This window comes from Mucilaginibacter lappiensis (assembly GCF_900155965.1).
Taxonomy (GTDB): Bacteria; Bacteroidota; Bacteroidia; order Sphingobacteriales; family Sphingobacteriaceae; genus Mucilaginibacter; species Mucilaginibacter lappiensis.
Window position 1 is genome coordinate 457,641 of the sequence record NZ_FTMG01000003.1, and the last position, 20,737, is coordinate 478,377.

14 protein-coding genes and 1 riboswitch are annotated in these 20,737 nt (G+C 40.7%); of the genes, 5 read left to right on the forward strand and 9 right to left on the reverse strand.

What is annotated here, in order from left to right; translation table 11 throughout:
• The first annotated feature begins 221 nt into the window (after positions 1–221).
• Positions 222–647, forward strand: a complete 426-nt coding sequence (locus BW976_RS09230) for an SRPBCC domain-containing protein (protein WP_076372663.1) — start codon at positions 222–224, stop codon at positions 645–647.
• A gap of 211 nt (positions 648–858) precedes the next feature.
• On the opposite strand, the gene BW976_RS09235 is transcribed toward BW976_RS09230, so the two are convergent.
• The 8 genes from BW976_RS09235 to BW976_RS09270 all read right to left on the reverse strand — a co-directional run bounded on the left by BW976_RS09235 (position 859) and on the right by BW976_RS09270 (position 13,094).
• Complete coding sequence (locus tag BW976_RS09235; RefSeq protein WP_076372665.1) at positions 859–2,028, reverse strand: hypothetical protein; 1,170 nt, start codon at positions 2,026–2,028, stop codon at positions 859–861.
• On the reverse strand, positions 2,025–3,011 hold the full coding sequence (locus BW976_RS09240) for a DUF2157 domain-containing protein (protein ID WP_076372667.1): 987 nt from the start codon (positions 3,009–3,011) through the stop codon (positions 2,025–2,027). The genes BW976_RS09235 and BW976_RS09240 overlap by 4 nt, the downstream gene beginning before the upstream one ends.
• A 553-nt stretch (positions 3,012–3,564) precedes the next feature.
• A complete protein-coding gene (locus BW976_RS09245; RefSeq protein ID WP_076372669.1) occupies positions 3,565–4,854 on the reverse strand; it encodes a DUF4302 domain-containing protein in 1,290 nt (429 codons plus the stop codon).
• 67 nt (positions 4,855–4,921) lie between these two features.
• Positions 4,922–5,824 (reverse strand): substrate import-associated zinc metallohydrolase lipoprotein, encoded by a 903-nt coding sequence (locus BW976_RS09250; RefSeq protein ID WP_076372671.1) that lies wholly within the window; start codon positions 5,822–5,824, stop codon positions 4,922–4,924.
• A 79-nt stretch (positions 5,825–5,903) separates the two neighbouring features.
• The gene (locus BW976_RS09255; RefSeq protein WP_217696225.1) at positions 5,904–7,472 is read right to left on the reverse strand and encodes a RagB/SusD family nutrient uptake outer membrane protein; all 1,569 of its coding nucleotides are present in this window, start codon (positions 7,470–7,472) and stop codon (positions 5,904–5,906) included.
• A gap of 18 nt (positions 7,473–7,490) precedes the next feature.
• Entirely contained in the window at positions 7,491–11,066 is a 3,576-nt protein-coding gene (locus BW976_RS09260) for a SusC/RagA family TonB-linked outer membrane protein (RefSeq protein ID WP_076372844.1), read from the reverse strand.
• Positions 11,067–11,317: 251 nt separating this feature from the next.
• A complete protein-coding gene (locus BW976_RS09265; RefSeq protein ID WP_076372673.1) occupies positions 11,318–12,451 on the reverse strand; it encodes a FecR family protein in 1,134 nt (377 codons plus the stop codon).
• 79 nt (positions 12,452–12,530) lie between these two features.
• Complete coding sequence (locus BW976_RS09270) at positions 12,531–13,094, reverse strand: RNA polymerase sigma factor (RefSeq protein WP_076372675.1); 564 nt, start codon at positions 13,092–13,094, stop codon at positions 12,531–12,533.
• Positions 13,095–13,589: 495 nt separating this feature from the next.
• Here BW976_RS09270 and prpB point away from each other — a divergent pair, with 495 nt between their 5' ends.
• The 3 genes from prpB (at position 13,590) to BW976_RS09285 (ending at position 17,337) form a co-directional block, all read left to right on the forward strand.
• Positions 13,590–14,492, forward strand: a complete 903-nt coding sequence (prpB, locus tag BW976_RS09275) for a methylisocitrate lyase (protein ID WP_076372677.1) — start codon at positions 13,590–13,592, stop codon at positions 14,490–14,492.
• Entirely contained in the window at positions 14,482–15,636 is a 1,155-nt protein-coding gene (gene prpC, locus BW976_RS09280) for a bifunctional 2-methylcitrate synthase/citrate synthase (RefSeq protein WP_076372679.1), read from the forward strand. The genes prpB and prpC overlap by 11 nt, the downstream gene beginning before the upstream one ends.
• A gap of 249 nt (positions 15,637–15,885) precedes the next feature.
• Positions 15,886–17,337 carry a bifunctional 2-methylcitrate dehydratase/aconitate hydratase gene (locus BW976_RS09285; RefSeq protein ID WP_076372681.1) on the forward strand — a complete coding sequence of 484 codons (1,452 nt, stop codon included), beginning with the start codon at positions 15,886–15,888 and terminating at the stop codon, positions 17,335–17,337.
• 87 nt (positions 17,338–17,424) lie between these two features.
• Here BW976_RS09285 and BW976_RS09290 read toward each other — a convergent pair whose 3' ends face one another.
• The gene (locus tag BW976_RS09290) at positions 17,425–17,886 is read right to left on the reverse strand and encodes an Lrp/AsnC family transcriptional regulator (protein WP_076372683.1); all 462 of its coding nucleotides are present in this window, start codon (positions 17,884–17,886) and stop codon (positions 17,425–17,427) included.
• A gap of 186 nt (positions 17,887–18,072) precedes the next feature.
• A riboswitch (cobalamin riboswitch) is annotated at positions 18,073–18,270 on the forward strand.
• 156 nt (positions 18,271–18,426) lie between these two features.
• Here BW976_RS09290 and metE point away from each other — a divergent pair.
• Positions 18,427–20,733 carry a 5-methyltetrahydropteroyltriglutamate--homocysteine S-methyltransferase gene (metE, locus tag BW976_RS09295; RefSeq protein WP_076372685.1) on the forward strand — a complete coding sequence of 769 codons (2,307 nt, stop codon included), beginning with the start codon at positions 18,427–18,429 and terminating at the stop codon, positions 20,731–20,733.
• Positions 20,734–20,737: the final 4 nt, after the last annotated feature.

The following is a 20,737-nucleotide window of genomic DNA, read 5'->3' on the forward strand; positions in this document are numbered from 1 at the left end:
TTTTATCCCTTGCTATTACAAGAATAAATTATACCCGAAAGTTAAGTTATCAGCCTCCCATTTTCGGCATCCTGGGATACACAAATACAGCGCAAACGTTTGCTTTACTTAACGAACAAATTTTACAGTTCAAGACTACGATATGCAATCTGTCGCAAATCACCCCTAATTTGTCGTTTCTACCTGTTTTACGCGCATGGTATGCACGTTACTTTTGTATCATGAATAGCAACAACAAAACGACCATTACCGCAGAAGTAGAAATAGATGCCACAATTGAAACAGTTTGGGCCCGATGGACGAAGCCGGAGCACATTATGCAATGGAATAATCCAACTGACGAGTGGAGAACTCCTAAGGTGGAAAATGATTTGCAGGCGGCTGGCAGGTTCCTTTTTGTGATGGAATTAAAAGGTGGGAGCTTTCATTTCGACTTTAAAGGAACTTATGATGAGATCAAAATCCATGAACTAATCACTTATACACTTGACGATGGCCGTAAGTCAACAATAACTTTTACTACAGATAACGGAGTAAGAATAACAGAAACTTTTGAACCTGAAAACACCCAGCCCCTTGATATGCAAAAAGATTTTTGCCAGGCCGTATTAGATGGCTTTAAAAGATATGCCGAATCTGAAATTTAATGTCTATTGATAAACTATTACGCTAAATGGGCGGCCATTTTATTACAAAAGTGGGTTTACGTGGTTTACACTTATCAGCTATTATCACAACCCCATCTTACTTATGTAATCCCCCTTTTTCATCCTTTAGGTTGCAAAGATATTTTAAATACCCGGGTCACTTAGCGTGTTTTTTAATACTGACATTCTCTTTATAAAGTTGTTTCAACTTTTAAAAGCCACCACCAGATCCGCCTCCGCCAAAATCACCTCCTCCAAATTTCACGCCTTCGTCTGTCGGGGCCGATGGAGCGTGTGAAAATGTTTCGGCAATAACCAGCGACTCTATTTTCAGGTGATCCATTAGATGTCCATCCTCTGTTTCGGCACAGGTAAATCCGTGCTTTGGTATTTTAAGGTATTTCGTGATGGCATAAACAATACCAAGTACCAGCGCTCCTATAATAGTAAGGGTAATATCAACGGGCAGTACGTGATAATAGTTACGAAAAGTCACCGCAGCAGCAGTTATCAGCAGCAAGCCGGTACGCAGCAGTATCACATCTTTTTTCTTGATGCCCAACACTATGTAAATAAATGGCAATAGTACTGTCCATGCCCAGAAGAATGCTCCAAACGGAATTGGCCCCGTATGGTTTGCCATTTCACTGCTCAATTTTTGGATCGCGTAATAATTGCCCGCCGCATATAAGGCTACCAGGCCTACAACCTGTGTAATAACAAAAACGTTGTCATAATTAATGAATTTTTCCTTTTTACTATTGATACGGGAAAGCCAATAAATGCCACCTGAAACCAGCATCATTGCAAACGGAGCGGTTGATAAACCAGCAGGTACAATTTTTATCCACCCGAAAAACATAAACGCCAAAAAAGAAATACAACAAATAATGCTCGTTAACATATCGGCGAAGCGAATGCTCAGGTAAAGCATCAATAAGGAAACAATTCCTGACAAGGGCCAGTAATGGGTGCCATCATCCAGACGGGAGAACATCAGAACAAACCCTGTTACAAATAAGCATCCTGATATAAATAAAAGAGCGTCATCAACCCCTGATCTGAAATGATGGTTGCTGCTCACCATCAACTCCAGGCCAACATAACTGACCAGCCCTAAGAAAAAGAACCATCCAAAACTATCAATCAATCCTGAGCTTGAAAACAGCAAACTTATAAGGCCATCGCCAAATGAAACAATAATACAGGTTAGTATAAATAACCCAATCCGTGCAAACAAATTAGGCGTGTAAAAGCCCACCGGGTATTTTTCTGTAATTGATTTAAATTCAACGGGAGTGATATAGCCATGCAGCAAGTCTTTTTTTAAAGTTGCCTGCAATCGCAAATTAGCCAACCAGGTTTTATTATAGATGATCATGCCGTTTTAAGTTTTTTGTTAAGATTGATTAGCAGGAGTATAAGGCCAATGCCTGATCCGATAACGTAAATCAGCATCGAATACACTGCCCCGGCGGTATCACCCATTGAAAGGAAAACTCTTACAGCTAAAGAGCTTACAGCAATATAAGAGTACAGTATCACCAGGAGTAAAAAATAGAATGATTTGGATTTATAGGCATCTCTGTACATCAGTAATGATAATAGTAATATGCCCAACATAAATACCATGGCAAGGCCTGAATCATAATAATGAAAGTAACCGGCTAACAGTGTGATGTAAGCAACATGGATGCCGTAATGCTGATAGCTGAATTTGAAATGCTTTTTAAAATTGAAATGTTGTGTTAACCAGGCGCCTGTAAGCAGCAAAATGCTTAAAAGCAAGTAGGTATAAATGATAGTTCCACTGTTAAAATTATTATCTGCCAATAGTTGTTTAGGGGTAACTGATACACCCATCCACACAGCTAAATTGGCAATGGCCATATTAAGGATACCCAAATGATCAAAATAATAAGCAATGAAGAATAATACCAGCATAGGAACAAATGTGGCCATGCCATAATTGGTACCAAACACTCCATAAGCGAATTGTAGATAACCGACAAAGGTTACAAAGCTGAGACTACCCAACAGCAAAATATAATCAAAATAAGCGTTAGGTGAATTTACTTTTTCGGTATTAAATGGTAGAGCCTTTTTTTGGCAATAAGCAAAGCAACCAATACAGATGAGCGCTATTAGCAGCAAAACAAACTGATGGCCAATGCTGTCAATGTTTTCATAGATCAAAACACCTAAACCGGCAGTAAGCAGTAGTACACCTACATATAATAAGGTTTTGATTTCCCAGTGGACAGAAAACAATACAGGCTTTTCTTCTTTTTGTCGAAGCCTTTCGAGGGATTCATCACTTATTAAGGCTTCGGCATGTAGGTTTTTATAAAGGTTGTTGATCATTTAGGTAAAACTGATTTGTAACCAATGATAGTAAAGATTATCGGGATTTTCTTTTTTTTGCTGATGAACACGCCTGGAGTTGGTGTTCAAACGCTAATTTTTAGTGAGAATAGGCTTGTCTGGATAACTGTAAAACTCTTTGGCTACTAACTCCCGGTCGAATTCCCTTCTTCATGCTATCTTTTTGGACAAATATCTATTACGCTGAACAGGCGGGTCATTTCGTTACAAAAGTGGGTTTACATGGTTTACACATTTCATGGTTTACATTGATTTATATAGTTGAAAATCAATTATATAATTTTATTTTGTACTAATTTATGTAAACCATCATAACGCAGGTTATTTCATGCCGCCAGGGTAATGTAAATTTGATGTAAGGGATGAATGTAAAATATTAGCAAAAGGATTAGATCATCTCTTTAATGCAAACAAGTCCCGCTAATTAGCGGGACTTGTTTGCATACTTTATAATAAACCTCTAAACCATACATATCACTAAGGATACCCCATTTACAGGATAGAGCCTTAGTGATTATACGGCTTGTCGGTACTAATAAAAACTAATCCATGCCCGGGCATCAGTAGCATTAACTAAGTCATAAGTTTTGGGGCCAGTTGCGATAACATAGTAACCATTTGGATCAAAAAACTTATCAGAAGTTGCCTTTACAATTGGCGCTATAGCAGCTGGTGCGGTTCCGAATGATCCAAAATTGTTAAATACTATTTTTCCATTGGCAGGAAACGATGCAACAGGAGCAGGCCCGTAGGCCCCATAAGCATTATTAGAAATAAACCCAAGCCTGCTATATGTCGGCCGATAGGCAGGATAAAATAATAAAAAACCAAAATTTGGTATAGTGCTTACCTTATAGGCATCTGAAACATTATCCACAGTAAAGCCGGTATTTGAAGACCAATATGCTCCATTTGATGGTTTATTGAAAAATGTAGCAGCAGCAGTTAAATCATATTTCAAAGGTGCAATAGCCTCTTTTATTTGTATAGCATTACTATTTACCGTTAGATTGACCGTATGATTAACTGCATCACCAGTTATTTTTTCTATGGTTGTTATTGACGTTTTGCCGACTAAAAGAGGGGTACTCAGTACAATGTTATTAGTTGTACCGTCAATATAAAAGTTACTGGAAACTGTTTTAAAATTTGTGTTACCATCCAGATAAGAAAGACTTAGTATTTTATTTACTTTATCAATATTGAGTTCGCAATCTATGCCACCTATTGTTATTCTTTTAAAATAAGTTCGTAGTACGCTCAGTTTATCAAACACAATTGAGGTACCTGTTGTAAAAGAGGTGTATTCGGCTGCTGTCGCAGCTTTTACCAAGGTCAGTTTGCTTCCATTTTTATTGCCTATCAGGGTTATGGTATCACCGCTCATTTTATCAAACGAAAACTCAAAATCGGAAGAATAGCCCGAACCCTGATTACCGCCAGGTAAAGCTGGTGTAGGGTCTGAAAGCAGATGTATATAGGAGTAAGTATCAAACACTAATGATGGCGCTAGTAGTTGTTTTATACTATAGGCGCTTTGCACTGCGGTAGTTGATGTTTCAGCATCTATATCAGAAAGCATGGTTGTTCTGTTGTCGGCTCCAAACTTTATGGAAAATAAATATATGCCGCCACCATTGGGATATAAAATAGCTTTCCAGCCATTTGGGGCACTGGTTAATTGCGTCTGGTACTTGCTGAGCGCTGCTGTGCTTCGCTCGGTAGGTGTTTTGCCAAAATAGTCGGGATCATTTTTTTTACATGCCGATAAACTTGTTATCAGCAGTAATAATAAATATGCCGGGTAAATATATCTTTTCATTGTATGTCTTAATTAGTTTATTTTACATTATACTCAACGCTTTGCGCGTCATTAAACCGGTTATCATCTAATTATTGCTTATGGTGGCAATAGAGGCATGTACCCGTGTTTGTAAACTGTAAAAATCAATGTTGAAATTCTTCTTAAAATAATCTACCACAATGGCTTCTTTTTGCCTCATTTTGGCAATGCCCGCAGCATAAGCCGGATCGGGGATAAGCCGTTTCTTAGCCGGATCTGTTGGATCAATAATGGTTTTGTTCAAATAAGCCTCGTATCCATCCTTACCCCAAGTAAGCATCCATGAAACCATTTCGGCAATATCCTCTGTATATTTATCCCTTGCATATGCCGAAATAAAGCCCAATTGCAATGGAATCTCCTTGGCGGTGGCCCAGTTTCCGCTGTAATCCCCGGCAGATACCTTGGCATACTCAACAGGTATCACCTTTTTCTGGTTAAGGATATGGGTAAATTCATGGTTAATAACATGCACCAATTGTGTTACTGCGCCCTCATCTGTTAAATCTGTACCATTAACATTGGTCAATAAAATAGTGAGCCCTCCTGAAGCTTCACCCAGTACCTCGGTACCATCGGTATTTATTTCGGCACTTCCGGACAGGATCATTTGTTTGGGTGTATATATTTTCATGAATACATCGCTGCCGGTTTCGGCATTGTATGGATCAAGCCATGCTTTTTTAACGCCCTCCATAAAAGGCATGATGTTAGTTTCCTGGGGTGGTACCAAAATATATTGCTGGTCAAATAATGATTGATCCCATTTGTATTTAACTTCAATGTTATAGGGCTTTACAAACTGATCATTTAAATAAGTGTCAATAGCTGTTTTACCGGCAGTTTCGTTTCCTAAATAATTATCTTGCAATACCAGTTTATTATCCTTTTTACACGAAAAGAGAAATATCGCGAGCAAAAAAAGGACTAAGTATTTTCTGTCTTTCATCTTAATACTATTGTTTATTAGAATTAAATATTGTTTAATGTTCTAAGCGTCATCATTAGATTACTCCTATTACCTAACATTAACGCGGGTTAGGTGCAAGACCGGCCTGACTCTGCGAGGTTTGCGGAATTTGCATTACCTTGCGCGGGTCGTCAGCTTTAAGGTCGTAGTGTTCTACTACATTGCCCGAATTATCAAGTATAGTATGTGTTACCGGCAGGTGGTATCTCAAAATATCAAACCAGCGCATTCCTTCATCTACATATTCATATCTTTTTAAGTCAAGAATGGTGTTGATCAAGGCATCTTTGGTAGAACTTGTATTATAATATGCCAGGGCTTTTGCTATGGTAAGATTATTAGTACCAGGGTTATAATTATTAATAATTGTACTTAAATAAGTATTCAGACTGCTAACGGCTGCGTCATAATTACCTTGCATAACCAAAGCCTCGGCCCTGTTAAATAAAACCTCGCCGCTGCTCAATAAAGGAATATATATATAGGCGTTACCTATTTGGGTACTGCCTTGTACATAGATAAAGTTTTCCAAGAATTTATTAAGCCCTTTCATTTGTCCGGATGCTCCATAACTTCTTATATCTACAGCCAGGGAGCCATTTACAATTCCTGGTATTTTAACAATTGCAATTCTGATATTTGCGTTAAGACCATACCTGAAACCAGTCCAATCCCTGGCCCAGGTAGAGCCTGTAGTAGCCAGCAACAGGTTTGCCTTTTGGGTTGATTTTGTGTATATGGCCCGAAAATCCAGGTCGGTAATAGGTTTGTAAACTGTGTTCCAGGGCCTTAAATAATTAATGGTCGTACTACCCGGAAAAGCCAGGTCTGCTTGCTGAACCACTTTATCATACTGTTGTTTAAACAGGTAAAACCTGGCGGCAAAGGCATGGGCTGCCGTTGTTGTAAACCGGAAAGCTGGTACCTGGTAAGCATTATCGTCCAGTAATGGTATACCTGCCAGTATATCCTTCTCAATCATGTCGTAAACATAGGCTACCGTTTTACGATCATATTTTTTAAGTAATTGGGTTTCTGGCTCCGTTACATAAGGTATTCCCGGGTCGGTAGCCGCAGTAGCAGGGTTATAAGTTTTGGCATAAAGCGATACCAGCATAAAATGCGCGTAAGCCCGGGCCAGCAGAGCCTCGCCTTTATAGGCTTGATAGGGCAGCGGGTTTGCCGCTTTATTACAGGCTTCTAGCGCCTGGTTAGCAGCAGCTATCGCATTATAACACCCCAACCAGTAATTATCTGATGATCCTGAAATATTTGAAGGATAATCAATGTACTTGTAGGCATTTTCATTTATAAGCGGATCAAGTGAACCCTGGGTGGCATAGCCTCTGTCGCCGCTATTATCAGACAGCGATTCGCAAAAACTGATGTAGTCAGCTGCAGGATATGCAGAGGTAAGTAACTGCGACACTTTGGTTGGGTTATCCAATGTGGTACGGTTATCGGGTTGTTTATCCAGGTATTTATTACATGATGCTAATATCATGGTGCTTACCAATGCAACAATGAGCACAGGCAAACTTCTCATCGACATATTGCCACTTGCTTTTGATAACGCAGCAGCGGCGGTTCTATGAGCTGTTATATATTGTTTTAAAACTAATTTCATAATGTTTGATGTGTCTTTTTAAAATCCAACTTTTAAAGAAAGTACCAATTGTTTTTGCAATGGCTGTGCTACCCCGCCGGCGTTAAAAAATTCAGGATCCTGTCCGTAAAGATTTTTATCAGCAAAAAGCAGCCACAGGTTTGTACCCGAGGCGGTAACCGAAGCGTTACTCATGCCTATCCGTTTGGCAAAATCAACAGGAAGCTGGTAGGTGAAAGCCACATATTTTACCCTGACAAAACCGCCATTTGCTACCCTTGCTGATGAAAAATTATAATTATTATAAGGGTGCGCATCCTGATTTACAGTGTAATAAGTTTCGGCATCAAGTATAGATGGTACATTGGTTTTTGTTTCATCGCCAGGCACTTCCCATCTGTTGTTAAATTCTCTTGGAAAAGCATCCAGATCGCTGTACTTGGATTTAAATGCGGGGTTTAACCGTATTTTATTACCCGCCTGGTAGGTGAGCTGTACTGTTAACGAAACAGGGCCGTAGCGGAAGTTATTGGTAAAACCACCCGTATAAGGCGGATCAACCGGGCCTTCGTATTTCAGGTACTTAGTTACGTTTGATTGTAAATTAACAGCGTAGCCTGTTTGTCCGGCTTCGTTCACAAACTTCGGGATACCGGTGTAGTGATCGAGCCCCTTAAAATCAAGTGAGAACAGGGAGCTTACCGGGTAGCCTAACTGATTAGCCCCTGCAGGTGCCAGTTGATCAAAAATAATAGGGGTATTTTTATAATTTGTTATTTTATTGGTGTTGTAGCTAAATATAAAAGTTGATTTCCATCCCCATTTTTTCTGCTTAATAATATCGCCACCAATGGTAAACTCATACCCATGCGAGCTAAGGTTGCCATAGTTTCCCTGTTTTATTTCCTGGCCACCTATCCCACTTGTACGGATGAACCCGATAAGGTCAAATCCCCTCTTGCGATACACATCGGCGGTAAGCGTAAGCCTTCCGTTAAAAAAGCTGGCATCTACACCAATATTGCCCGAATATTGTTTTTCGAAGGTAAGATCGGAGTTTTGGAGATCTTTGATATAAATACCCGATTCAATATCCGAAGTATATTGTCTGAGTGTATTCTGAGTTTGCAAAACAACCGAAGAATTTGTTGCCACTCCCGGAGCAGCAGACAAGCCATAACTTGCCCGTAATTTAAGGAGACTGATGCTGGATACATTTTGCATAAAGTCTTCCTTATCTATATTCCAGGCACCGCTCAAGCTCCAGGTAGGCAGCCAGTGCAAGTTACTTCCTATTCCAAACTGGTTGGAACCGTCGTACCGTATCGAACCGGTTAGCGTGTAACGGTCATTATAGGTGTAATTTATATTTGAATAATACGATGCAAAACGATCATAGGTATAGCTCATGCCAAAATATGGATCATTTTGCTCGGTCCCTTTCTTAATAATGCGTGAGTCCACCAAAACAGTGCCTCCATAATCATACTGATAGCCATAGCCATTGTTAAAGGCATTTTGTCGTTCGGCATATTTTATTTCCTGACCTAACAGGATATTAATGTTACTCTTTCCCAAATCTCTGACATAGGATAAATGATTCCTTACATCATAACTTGATAATGAATTTTCTGTACGGTTATAAAGACCGCCTGACGGCAATACCACAACAGGCTCATTATTAGGAAAATCGGGATCTCTATATAGAAAACTATTACCCTGGGCTATAGTTGGGTTGATATAAGCCCGGTAGGCATTGGCCTGATTAGAGTTTTCATTTACCAGGTTTTCCTGGGTAGTTTTTACGTATCTGAACGCTCCTAAAAGATCATATCTTAAATATTTGCTTATCTGATATGACAAATTGGTTTGCAGTTTAACATCCAAAGCAGTAAGCCTGATCTTGTTGTTCTGCAATTCATTAATAATATTAAAAGGGGCGTAATTGCGTGTAAAATACTCCAGGTTCCCCTGGCTATCGTATGGGGTGATAGCCCGGCTGGTAGTTAATGCGAAATTATATGGATTAATATCAAAGCTTCGGGTTAACTGACCAAAAACCGGATCAGATGCACGGTTAATTGTGCCAGGTGCATCCTGTTGCCTTAATGACGCCGTGGTTATGATGCCCACTTTAACCTTATCTGAAATGGTGTAATTATTTTGCGAGTTAACCGTGTACCGCTTTACCCTATCGGCTATGGTCCATCCGTTGTCATTTAAAAAACTTACGGAGGTATAGGATTGCGCCTTATCAGAGCCGCCCGAAAAACTGAGCGCGTGCTCTTGCACTAAAGAATTACGGAACAGCACCTTGAACCAATTGGTATTGGCTTCTGCATAACGTTTTAAAAAAGCGTTGCGGGCATCGGGGGTATTTAATAAACCAAAGGTTTTTGTGGCAGGATCATACTGTAACGCATCATACATTTTGCCATAAATACCCCGATCAGGATTATTGCCGATATCACCTACATTGAGCAACCCTTTTCCATACATTTCTGAGTAAACGCTCATCTGTTCGGCCGAGTTCATAATGTTAAAGTTGCTGTAACTAGGGCGCAACGAAGAGCTAAAGTTACCAGTATAGCTTACCTGCAGAGGGCCTGCCTTGCCTTTTTTGGTATTAATAACCACTACCCCGTTCATGGCCCTGGCGCCATACAGCGAGGCTGCTGCCACGTCCTTTAAAATATAAATATCATCAATATCGTTAACGTTTAAACCGGCAACAGATGAACCGAGAAGCGTAGAAGCATCACCACTGGATAGTTGATCATTGGTAACATTGATTACATCCTCCAGCACAACGCCATCTACAACCCATAAAGGTTTATTGGCTCCGGTAAGTGAAGTAACCCCTCTGATCCTGATTTTAGGAGCCGACCCGAATGTACCTGATACGTTTTGCACGGAAACACCCGCCACTTTACCCTCCAGCAAACGGCTCACATCAGTTGTACCGTTCATTTTTATATCCTCAGCCTTTAACCTGGCCGCGGCACCAGTAAATTTATTTTTATCAAGCGTTTGATATCCTGTTACTACTACCTCTTTTAAGCTGGCAGCATCTTCTTCCAGCCTGACATACAGTACTGGATTTTCTGTCGAAACCTCTATTTCTAACCGCTTATAACCCAGCATCGAAAACAGCAGTTTGGCCCCCTTGTGTACCCGGAGTGTAAACTGTCCGTTACCATCGGTTTGGGTTCCGTTATTTAAACCTTTTTCTGTGATGGTTACGCCCGTACTTTTCTCATCTTTACCATTTTGCCGTCGCAAAAGCACTGTACCCTTCACCGTAATTAGCTCATCCTGGACTAAAGGAGTATTGGATGTGACTATAATATTTTTACCAATAACTTTAAAGGTGAGGGAAAATTTATCGAAGCAGTCATGTAAAGCCTTTTCAATAGTAGCGTCTTTTAAACGGATACTGATAGTTTTATCTGCCAGTTCCTTTTCATTATAAAAAAAATGATAACCCGATTGGTCACTGACCAATCTCAGGACCTTTTCGAGCGGGGTATTGATTTCCCGCAGGTTGATCTGGCTGAATCCCTTGGCGCTCGTCTGAAGAAGGGTAATAACCATCATGAAGGTGGTTAATTTCATAACTTTTAAAAATTTGCGAAAATACCATGCCTTCGGCACAGCAAGAATAAACGAATAAAAATTCATTACATTTGTTTAGTTTGGGTTAATACATGGAATAGCGAAACAATTCTTTTTCCCGTAAGGGAGGGTTAATCCAAATATTGCGCAGGAGTGCTCTAACACTTCTGCGTTTTTTTTGATCACCTTTTAGGAGGTTTGGGTAGTTATTTTTCCATAATCTGTTTTTTAGTTTTTAATAAATTAATTGATCATTCTGTAACCGTTATGGTTGTATCCTGGTTATTCTGTTTCATTTTGAAGTGCACCTTTAAATAACTTAATATGTCAAGCACTTCCGACATATTAACATTCCTGGTAATTTCACCAGAAAATTCAACGTCAGGTATCTTGCCCTCATAATTCACATTTACATTATACCATCTGGAAAGTTGGCGCATCACAGTCTGTAAACTGGCTTTATGAAATTTAAACAATCCATTTTTCCAGGCTACGGCCTCCGCCACATCGGCATTATCTGTAATTCTGAAACCCTGGCTTGTTGGCTGACTTGGAAATTGTGACTGCTGACCCGGTTTGAGGATGATGTTTTCTTTATTTCCACTGATCTTAACACTTCCTGCAATCAGAGTTACTTTGGTAAGCGGTTCATCAACATAACTATTTACATTAAACTGTGTGCCTAAATCTTCGATAACCTGATTTCCGGCTACAATTCTAAAGGGTTTAGCAGCGTTGTGCACTACTTCGAAATAAGCTTCGCCGGTAATTTCAACTTTCCTTTCGTCGCCATTAAAAGCTACAGGGTATTTTATGGAAGAAGCCGCGTTAAGCCAAACTTTGGTGCCATCAGCCAGTACCAAACTGTATTGACCACCCCGCGGTGTACTGAGCGTGTTGTATAACATAGCAACCGTTGGGTCTTGTTTTTCAGAAGCGGTGTAAAGCACTTTTCCATCTGCTGTTCTGTCCACGGCTACGCCACCTTGCTCTGCCAACTTCCCAACCTGATTGGCCGACAGAACCATCTTTTTTCCATTTGCAAGCGTTAAAATCGCTTTATCACTTCCTGGCGGAACATTATACGTATATTTTTCTGCAGCCTGTGGTAAGTAGTGTTTATGCCATAAAAAATAGCCCCCTACTGATAAACAAAGTAATAAAACAGCAGCTGCCGAAGAAATCCAGGGGATCAAGGATTTGATTTTTCGTTGAGGTAAGGCTGTTTGAATAGAAAGTATCTCGGCTAATTGATCATTAGTCAGTTCGGGCAATTTTTGGAATTCAAATTCGCTGTACCAGGATTCAAGCAAGGTTTTTTCAGCTTCAGTACATTTTCCGGCGTTGTATCGGTGTAATAATTTTTTAAAATCCTCGATATTCATTCCCTATTGGTGTAAAATATAACTGTAAGACAGTTATATCCCCACCCAGGGGCTAGTGGATTTAATAAAAATTTAACATTTAGTATAAATTCAACAAAATACTAACCATAATTAACAGTTCAAACTTAGGCCGTAGCGTTTTCAAGGCGCTTTTGATATGATTTTTTACGGTAAAAACAGAAATATTTAATTTATCCGCAATTTCTTTATGGGAAAGGTTCCCTTTTCTGCTTAAAACAAAAACTTCCTTCATTTTTTCAGGAAGAGCATTAATCTCTTTATCTATAAGAGCTACCAGCTCTTTTTCCCGTATTAAAAAGTCGGTTAAATGATTTTCGTCTGCAATAAATTGTATAAACGAAGAAGCATATTTCGATTCAACCTTTTTATGTTCAATGTAATTTAATATTTTATTACGAACAACGGTATACAAAAACCCGGCGAGATTCTTTGTATCAGGGATTTCATCTCGGTCTTTCCATAAAAAAGAGAAGGTTTCCTGTACTATATCTTTCGCCTCTTCAAAATCTCCAAGCTTTTTATAAGCATGTATAAGTAAGATGCCTTTATAGCGACGATAAATTTCGGTATAAGCTCCCCGATCTCCTGATCTAAGTAAGGTGATTAATTCAGTATCGTTCAAGGTTCTATATCATGCTATTCTTTAAAGGCTAATATAACTTATAAATCGATTTTAAAAAATTTATAGATGGAAAAAGCTGATCAGGTTGACTGATTACCTTGTTAAACCGCCCCTCTTAAGATCATACTATGGGTTATTGGTGTGGGTTGCTTATAGGTGTACGTTTTATACAGGGATATCTGCAAGGGTAAGTAAGTAGCATATTTGTTAAAATTTATTTTCTAACTTGCCTACCGTTCTTTACATATACCATCAACCGAAAAAGGCATTACTAATTTTAAATTAACAGAAAATTTTGTTCTACCACCAGAACAGGGGGGCTATAAAACTGTTATAAACCAGTAGATTTGCCTATTCCGATTGGACAATGCTTTTGCACTTGAAGTATTTAGTTTGACAGATGTTTATTTATCTCTCATGCTGGATACTTTCTTTTACCGGGTACTGTATTAGGAAGAATTTTTAAAGAAGAGATCATTTTTCGACCAATTTACCATGCAAACAAATAACCTTAAATCTCCGGGTCAAAAGTTCCGTGAGGCCCAGCGAAATGAGAAACCACTACAAATTGTGGGTGCTATTAATGCCAATCATGCTTTATTGGCACAACAGGCAGGTTTTAACGCCATCTATCTATCGGGCGGCGGAGTGGCTGCCGGGTCATTAGGAATCCCGGATCTGGGTATTACAACCCTGGAGGATGTACTGATCGATATTCAACGAATCACCAATGTATGCGACCTGCCGCTGTTGGTAGATGTGGACACCGGCTTTGGCCCCTCTGCTTTTAATATTGCCCGTACCGTAAAATCCTTAATTAAAGCCGGTGCGGCCGCGCTTCATATCGAAGATCAGGTAGGCGCCAAGCGCTGCGGTCACCGTCCGGGTAAAGAATTGGTAAGCAAAGATGAAATGGCCGATCGTTTAAAAGCAGCGGTGGATGCCAGAACGGATGAGCAGTTTGTGATTGGTGCCAGGACAGATGCTTTTGCCAGTGAAGGATTAGAAAAAACGCTGGAACGGGCAGTGGCTTATAAAGAAGCAGGCGCTGATTTTATTTTTGCCGAAGCCGTTCCAGACCTAAGCTATTACCGGAAGTTTGTAGAAGCAACGGGGATCCCCGTTTTGGCTAATATTACGGAGTTTGGCATGATACCGATGTACACTGTTGAAGAACTTGCCCAGGCGGGTGTTGAATTGATTCTTTACCCGCTGTCGGCATTCCGTGCGGCCAATAAGGCTGCCCAAAACGTATATAATCATATCCGTAAAGACGGTACGCAGAAAAACATTTTGGATACGATGCAAACCCGTGATGAGCTATATAAAAGCATCAGCTATCACGATTATGAACAAAAATTAGACGATCTTTTTAAGAAGAACCCAAATGGAAACTAATACCGAAAGTACCTTCAAACCTAAAAAAAGTGTGGCACTTTCCGGGGTTATTGCCGGAAATACGGCCTTATGCAGTGTGGGGAAAAGCGGCAATGACCTGCATTACCGGGGCTACAATATTCTTGATTTGGCCGAGAAAGCAGAATTTGAAGAAGTAGCCTATTTACTTATTTATGGCTCGCTGCCCAGCAAGTCACAGCTGGTCAATTATAAAACAAAATTGAAATCATTACGCGGCTTACCCAATGCCGTAAAAAACATTCTTCAGCAGATACCCGCGGCGGCGCACCCTATGGATGTGATGCGCACTACGGTTTCAGTGCTCGGGAGTATCCAGCCCGAAAAAGACGACCATAATGCTTCAGGTGCCCGGGATATTGCAGATAAGTTATTGGCATGTTTCAGTTCGGCATTATTATACTGGTATCATTATGCCCATAACGGCAGGATCATTGAAGTAGAGACCGACGACGACACCGTTGGCGCACATTTCCTTCACCTGTTGCACGGGAAGAAACCATCAGCATCCTGGGAACGGGCGATGCAGATCTCTTTGAACTTATATGCAGAGCATGAATTCAACGCGTCCACCTTCACCAGCAGGGTAATCGCGGGAACCGGTTCTGATATTTATTCGGCTGTTACCGGAGCCATTGGCGCGTTGAGGGGGCCTAAACACGGAGGCGCCAATGAGGTGGCCTATGATATCCAAAGCCGTTATAATTCTCCGGATGATGCAGAAGAGGACATTCGTAAACGCTTAGCCAACAAAGAGGTGATCATCGGTTTCGGGCATCCGGTTTACACTATCTCCGATCCGAGAAATGTGGTGATCAAAAAGGTTGCAAAAGAACTTTCGGAAGAATCTGGCGATATGTTGCTATATGACATTGCAGATCGCCTGGAAACCCTGATGTGGGATGAAAAGAAAATGTTTCCTAACCTGGATTGGTTCTCTGCGGTATCTTACCACTTAATGGGGGTACCCACTTTGATGTTTACCCCTCTTTTTGTGGTATCACGGGTCACCGGATGGAGCGCGCATATCATCGAACAACGACAAGACGGAAAGATCATCCGCCCAAGTGCTAATTACATTGGACCCGAGAATAAAGAGTTTGTTCCGCTGGAAAAAAGAAATTAATCCTGGTAGAGAAGCTTAAATAATCAGATAAGCAATTAGGCTAATAATCTGCAAATATTGCCAATATTTGCAGATTAAGATGGTTTACATAAATTTGCCGTATTTTATACTAAAAAATTGATAATCAATTAAATACATCGATGTTAACCATAAAAAGTGTAAACCATGTAAACCCACTTTTCTCCTGAAAAAGGGAATTAATCCCAGAGGGAAAGTTTAAATAATATAATCAAAAAACCTGAAATAATAATGTCATCCCATATATCAAACGAAAGACCACAACCAGACAAAGTGCTAACAGACATTGTGGACTATGTATTAAACTACGAAATTAAAAATGACCTGGCCTGGAAAACGGCCCAGTATTGCCTGCTGGATACTTTAGGGTGCGGTTTGGAAGCCTTAACCTATCCTGCCTGTACCAAATTATTAGGTCCTATTATACCAGGCACCATAGTGCCTAATGGCGCAAAAGTTCCGGGAACACCATTTCAGCTTGATCCTGTGCAGGCTGCTTTTAATATAGGTGCGATTATCCGTTGGTTGGATTTTAATGATACTTGGTTAGCTGCAGAATGGGGGCATCCATCGGATAACCTGGGTGGTATTTTGGCTACAGCCGATTGGCTTTCCAGAACAGCTGTTGCCAGTGGAAAACCTGCATTGTTAATGAAAGATGTGCTGGAGGCCATGATTAAAGCGCACGAGATCCAGGGGGTACTGGCATTAGAAAACTCATTTAACAAAGTAGGGCTCGATCACGTATTTTTAGTAAAAGTAGCCTCTGTTGCCGTAGTCGGAAAACTGATCGGCCTTACCCGCGACGAGTTAATTAATGCGGTATCATTGGCTTTTGTTGATGGACAGGCATTGCGTACCTATCGCCACTCTCCTAATACAGGCAGCCGTAAATCATGGGCTGCTGGCGATGCTACTTCAAGAGCTGTACGATTGGCCTTGATTGCCAAAACTGGCGAAATGGGATATCCTTCTGTACTTACGGCCAAAACATGGGGGTTCTATGATGTTTCGTTCAAAGGGAACGAATTTAAGTTCCAGCGTGATTATGGTTCTTATGTCATGGAACATGTATTGTTTAAAATTTCATTCCCTGCCGAATTTCACTCGCAAACCGCGGTAGAAGCCGCAATGACTTTACATGCTAAGCTAAAAGATGCCGGTATAGCAACGAACCACATCAAGAAAATAATCATCCGTACCCACGAAGCAGCTATACGCATTATTGATAAAAAGGGAGCATTAAACAATCCCGCCGACAGGGATCATTGTATCCAATATATGATTGCTGTTCCTTTGATCTATGGAAGATTAACGGCTGCTGATTATGAAGATAACATTGCTGCCGATACACGGATTGATGTACTGCGGGATAAAATGACTTGTGTGGAAGACCCGCAGTTCACTAAAGATTATCACGACCCGGAAAAGCGCTCCATTGCCAATGCCTTAACCATAGAATTGAATGACGGCAGGATATTGGACGAAGTAGTGGTTGAATACCCTATCGGGCACAAACGCAGGCGCGAAGAAGGCATACCGGAATTGCTGAATAAATTTAAGATTAACCTGGCCAGAGTATTTGCCGAAAAGCAGCAGCGAAACATTTTAAATATTGCATTGGATTATCAAACGCTGGTAAATACCCCGGTTAATGAATTTGTAGATCTGATGGTGATATAAGCCCAAAGTATACTGCCTGATATATTTGCGAGCACGGTGCCAAAACCGTGCTCGTGGTTTTTAGCATTTCCCTGTTGGATTAACAGACTAAAGATTAATATTATAGGAGTTTTTATTCTCGGACATAACAAACGTGCTATGCGTGCTTCCAATACTGGTTACTGATCCTAATTTGTTAAATACAAAATCCTGGTAATGCTTCATGTCCTTCGCATAAACTTTCAGCAAAAAATCAAAATCTCCGGAGATATTATAGCATTCAACAACTTCTTTCAACGCCAGGATATCAGTTACAAATTGATATCCTATACTTTTATCATGTTGTTTAAGCTTGATATTGCAAAAAACAATTAATCCATAATTGAGCTTTTCGGCATCAATCAACGCGATATATTTTTTGATATAACCATTTGTCTTCAATCTTTTCACCCGTTCAAAAACCGGCGAGGGAGAAAGGTTCACCCTAGCTGCTAATTCTTTTATAGTTACCTCGGAATCCTCCCCCAATAACTTTAATAGCTGGATATCTGTCTCACCTAAGTCTTCCATAGAATAAATTTCTTTTATCGTAATAATTATGACCTGCGCAAAGTGTTATATACTTTAATAATTGGCAAATTTAGATTTTTATGCTGAAATAAATTCATTAATGCAGTGATTAAATCTTTCTTGGTAGATTTGTTCAGAATTTAGCCCTATTGTAAGGCTGGATCATAAACAATAGTTCTTTTCTTTACTTTATCAACCGGAAAAGGTTTTCCCGTCAGCCGACGGGGAATTAAAAGGGAACCGTGTGTAAATCACGGGCTGTCGCGCAACTGTAAATAACACAAAAAGTTTTAGCCAGCAATGTCCACTGATCGCCAACCGACGATTGGGAAGGACGGCTGAAATGTTATAAGTCAGGATACCTGCCTGTTCTGGAAGGACAATGCTTTCGCGAAATAAAGCAAATGGTTTCATCTGATGGTTTTACTGGCTCACAATCTGTTTGCCTGCACACCCTCAGTACGCCCTATTTTTTCGAGAAGCATTGTAAAGTTTGTCAAAAACGCTTTTTAACATTTTCTAATTAAATCTTTTAAAGAAATGCTAACTCAAAACCTGGGCTATCCGCGAATCGGTAGCCAAAGACAACTTAAAAAAGCCTGCGAACAATATTGGGCAGGCAAGATCGACCAGAAAGAATTGAAAGAGGTTGCCCGTAAGATTAAGGAAGACAACTGGCAAACCCAGCTTGATGCTGGTATCGATCTTATCCCCTGTAACGATTTTAGCTTTTATGATCAGGTATTGGACACAAGTTTGATGCTGGGTGTTATCCCTCAACGTTACTCACCGGTGCTGTCACAAGTTAAAGCTAATAGCGAAATTGACCTTTACTTTGCGATGGCTCGTGGCTATCAGAAAGATGGTCTGGATATTACAGCTATGGAAATGACCAAATGGCTGGATACCAATTATCACTATATAGTACCGGAATTTACAGCTGGTCAGGAGTTCCGTATTTTTCATGAAAACGTATTTGGTGAGTACAACAGCGCCAAACAACTGCTCGGGCAAAAAGCCAAACCAGTGCTGGTTGGTCCGGTAAGTTATTTGCTGCTGGGCAAAGAGAAAGAGCAGGGATTTGAACGCATAGACCTAATTAAAAAGCTCGTACCGGTTTATGTAGAGATCATCAACCGTCTGAAACAACAGGGTACTGAGTGGGTTCAATTGGATGAGCCTTGTCTCGCACTTGATCTCACAAAAAAGGAGAAAGAAGCATTTGACTTTGCGTACCGCTATATTGCCAACCGGGTGAGTGGCGTTAAGCTTTTAGTAGCTACATATTTTGAAGCGTTATTGGATAATACAGAATTAGCCGTAAACCTTCCTATCAAGGCATTGCACATTGACCTGGTTCGCGCTCCGGAGCAACTGGATGAAGTACTTGCGCTGATCCCTGACCATCTTCAACTTTCGTTGGGTGTAGTTGACGGACGTAACGTTTGGAAGAACGATTACGAAAAATCATTGAATCTGATCAATAAGGCGATTGAAAAACTAGGAACAGACAGAGTGATTATTGCTCCGTCATGTTCACTGCTGCATAGCCCTATTGATCTTGACGGAGAAATTGCTATTGATTCGGAAATTAAAAACTGGATGGCATTTGCTAAGCAAAAATTGAATGAGGTAAGTGAATTAAAACAGATAGTCGAAGGAAATAGCGATTTGTTGGAAGCCAACAAAAAAGCAATTGAAGGCAGACGTTTATCACAGAAGGTGCACAAGCAGGCGGTGAAGGATCGTGTTGCGGGGATCACCGAAGCTGATGGCTCCCGTCAGAGTGCTTTCCTGGTACGGCAGCAATTACAGCATGAGCGCTTTAATTTGCCATCATTCCCAACTACTACCATCGGTTCGTTCCCGCAAACAGATGATATCCGTCAGTTACGCGCTAAATTCAAAAAAGGCGAGCTAACCCTTGAACAGTACGAACAAGCTATCGAACAAGCCACTATCGACGCGATCCGCTGGCAGGAAGAAATAGGCCTCGATGTATTGGTACATGGCGAATTTGAGCGTAATGACATGGTGGAATACTTTGGCGAACAACTGGAAGGGTTTCTATTTACCAAAAATGGTTGGGTACAAAGCTATGGCAGCCGTTGCGTAAAACCACCGGTTATTTATGGTGACGTAAGTCGTCCGGAAGATATGACGGTACGTTGGAGCAAATTTGCTGCTGCACAAACCCAAAAGCAAATGAAAGGAATGTTAACCGGTCCTGTAACTATTTTGCAATGGTCATTTGTACGCGACGATCAGCCACGTGAGGTGACTACCAACCAGATCGCTTTTGCTATTCGCGATGAAGTAGTAGCCCTGGAGCAGGCCGGTATCGGCATAGTTCAAATAGATGAGGCTGCCATCCGTGAAGGTTTGCCATTGCGGAAAGCCAAGCGTCCACATTATTTAGATTGGGCAGTGGGTGCATTCAGAATTACGGCAGGTGGTGTTCAGGACCGCACGCAGATCCATACCCATATGTGCTATAGTGAATTTAATGATATCATTGAACATATTGCCGCCATGGATGCTGATGTGATCACTATCGAAACATCACGCTCACAAATGGAGTTGCTACAGGCATTTGCTCATTTTGAATATCCGAATGAAATTGGCCCCGGTGTGTATGATATCCATTCACCACGTGTGCCAAGCACCGAAGAAATGGTATCTCTTTTGGCTAAAGCAGCTGACCTGCTACCGGCCAGACACTTATGGGTAAATCCGGATTGCGGTTTGAAAACACGTAAATGGCCGGAAACAAAAGCTGCCTTGGAAAACATGGTGGCCGCCGCCAAACAAGCACGAGAGCAGATCAGTACAGAAAGCGTAATTTAATTAT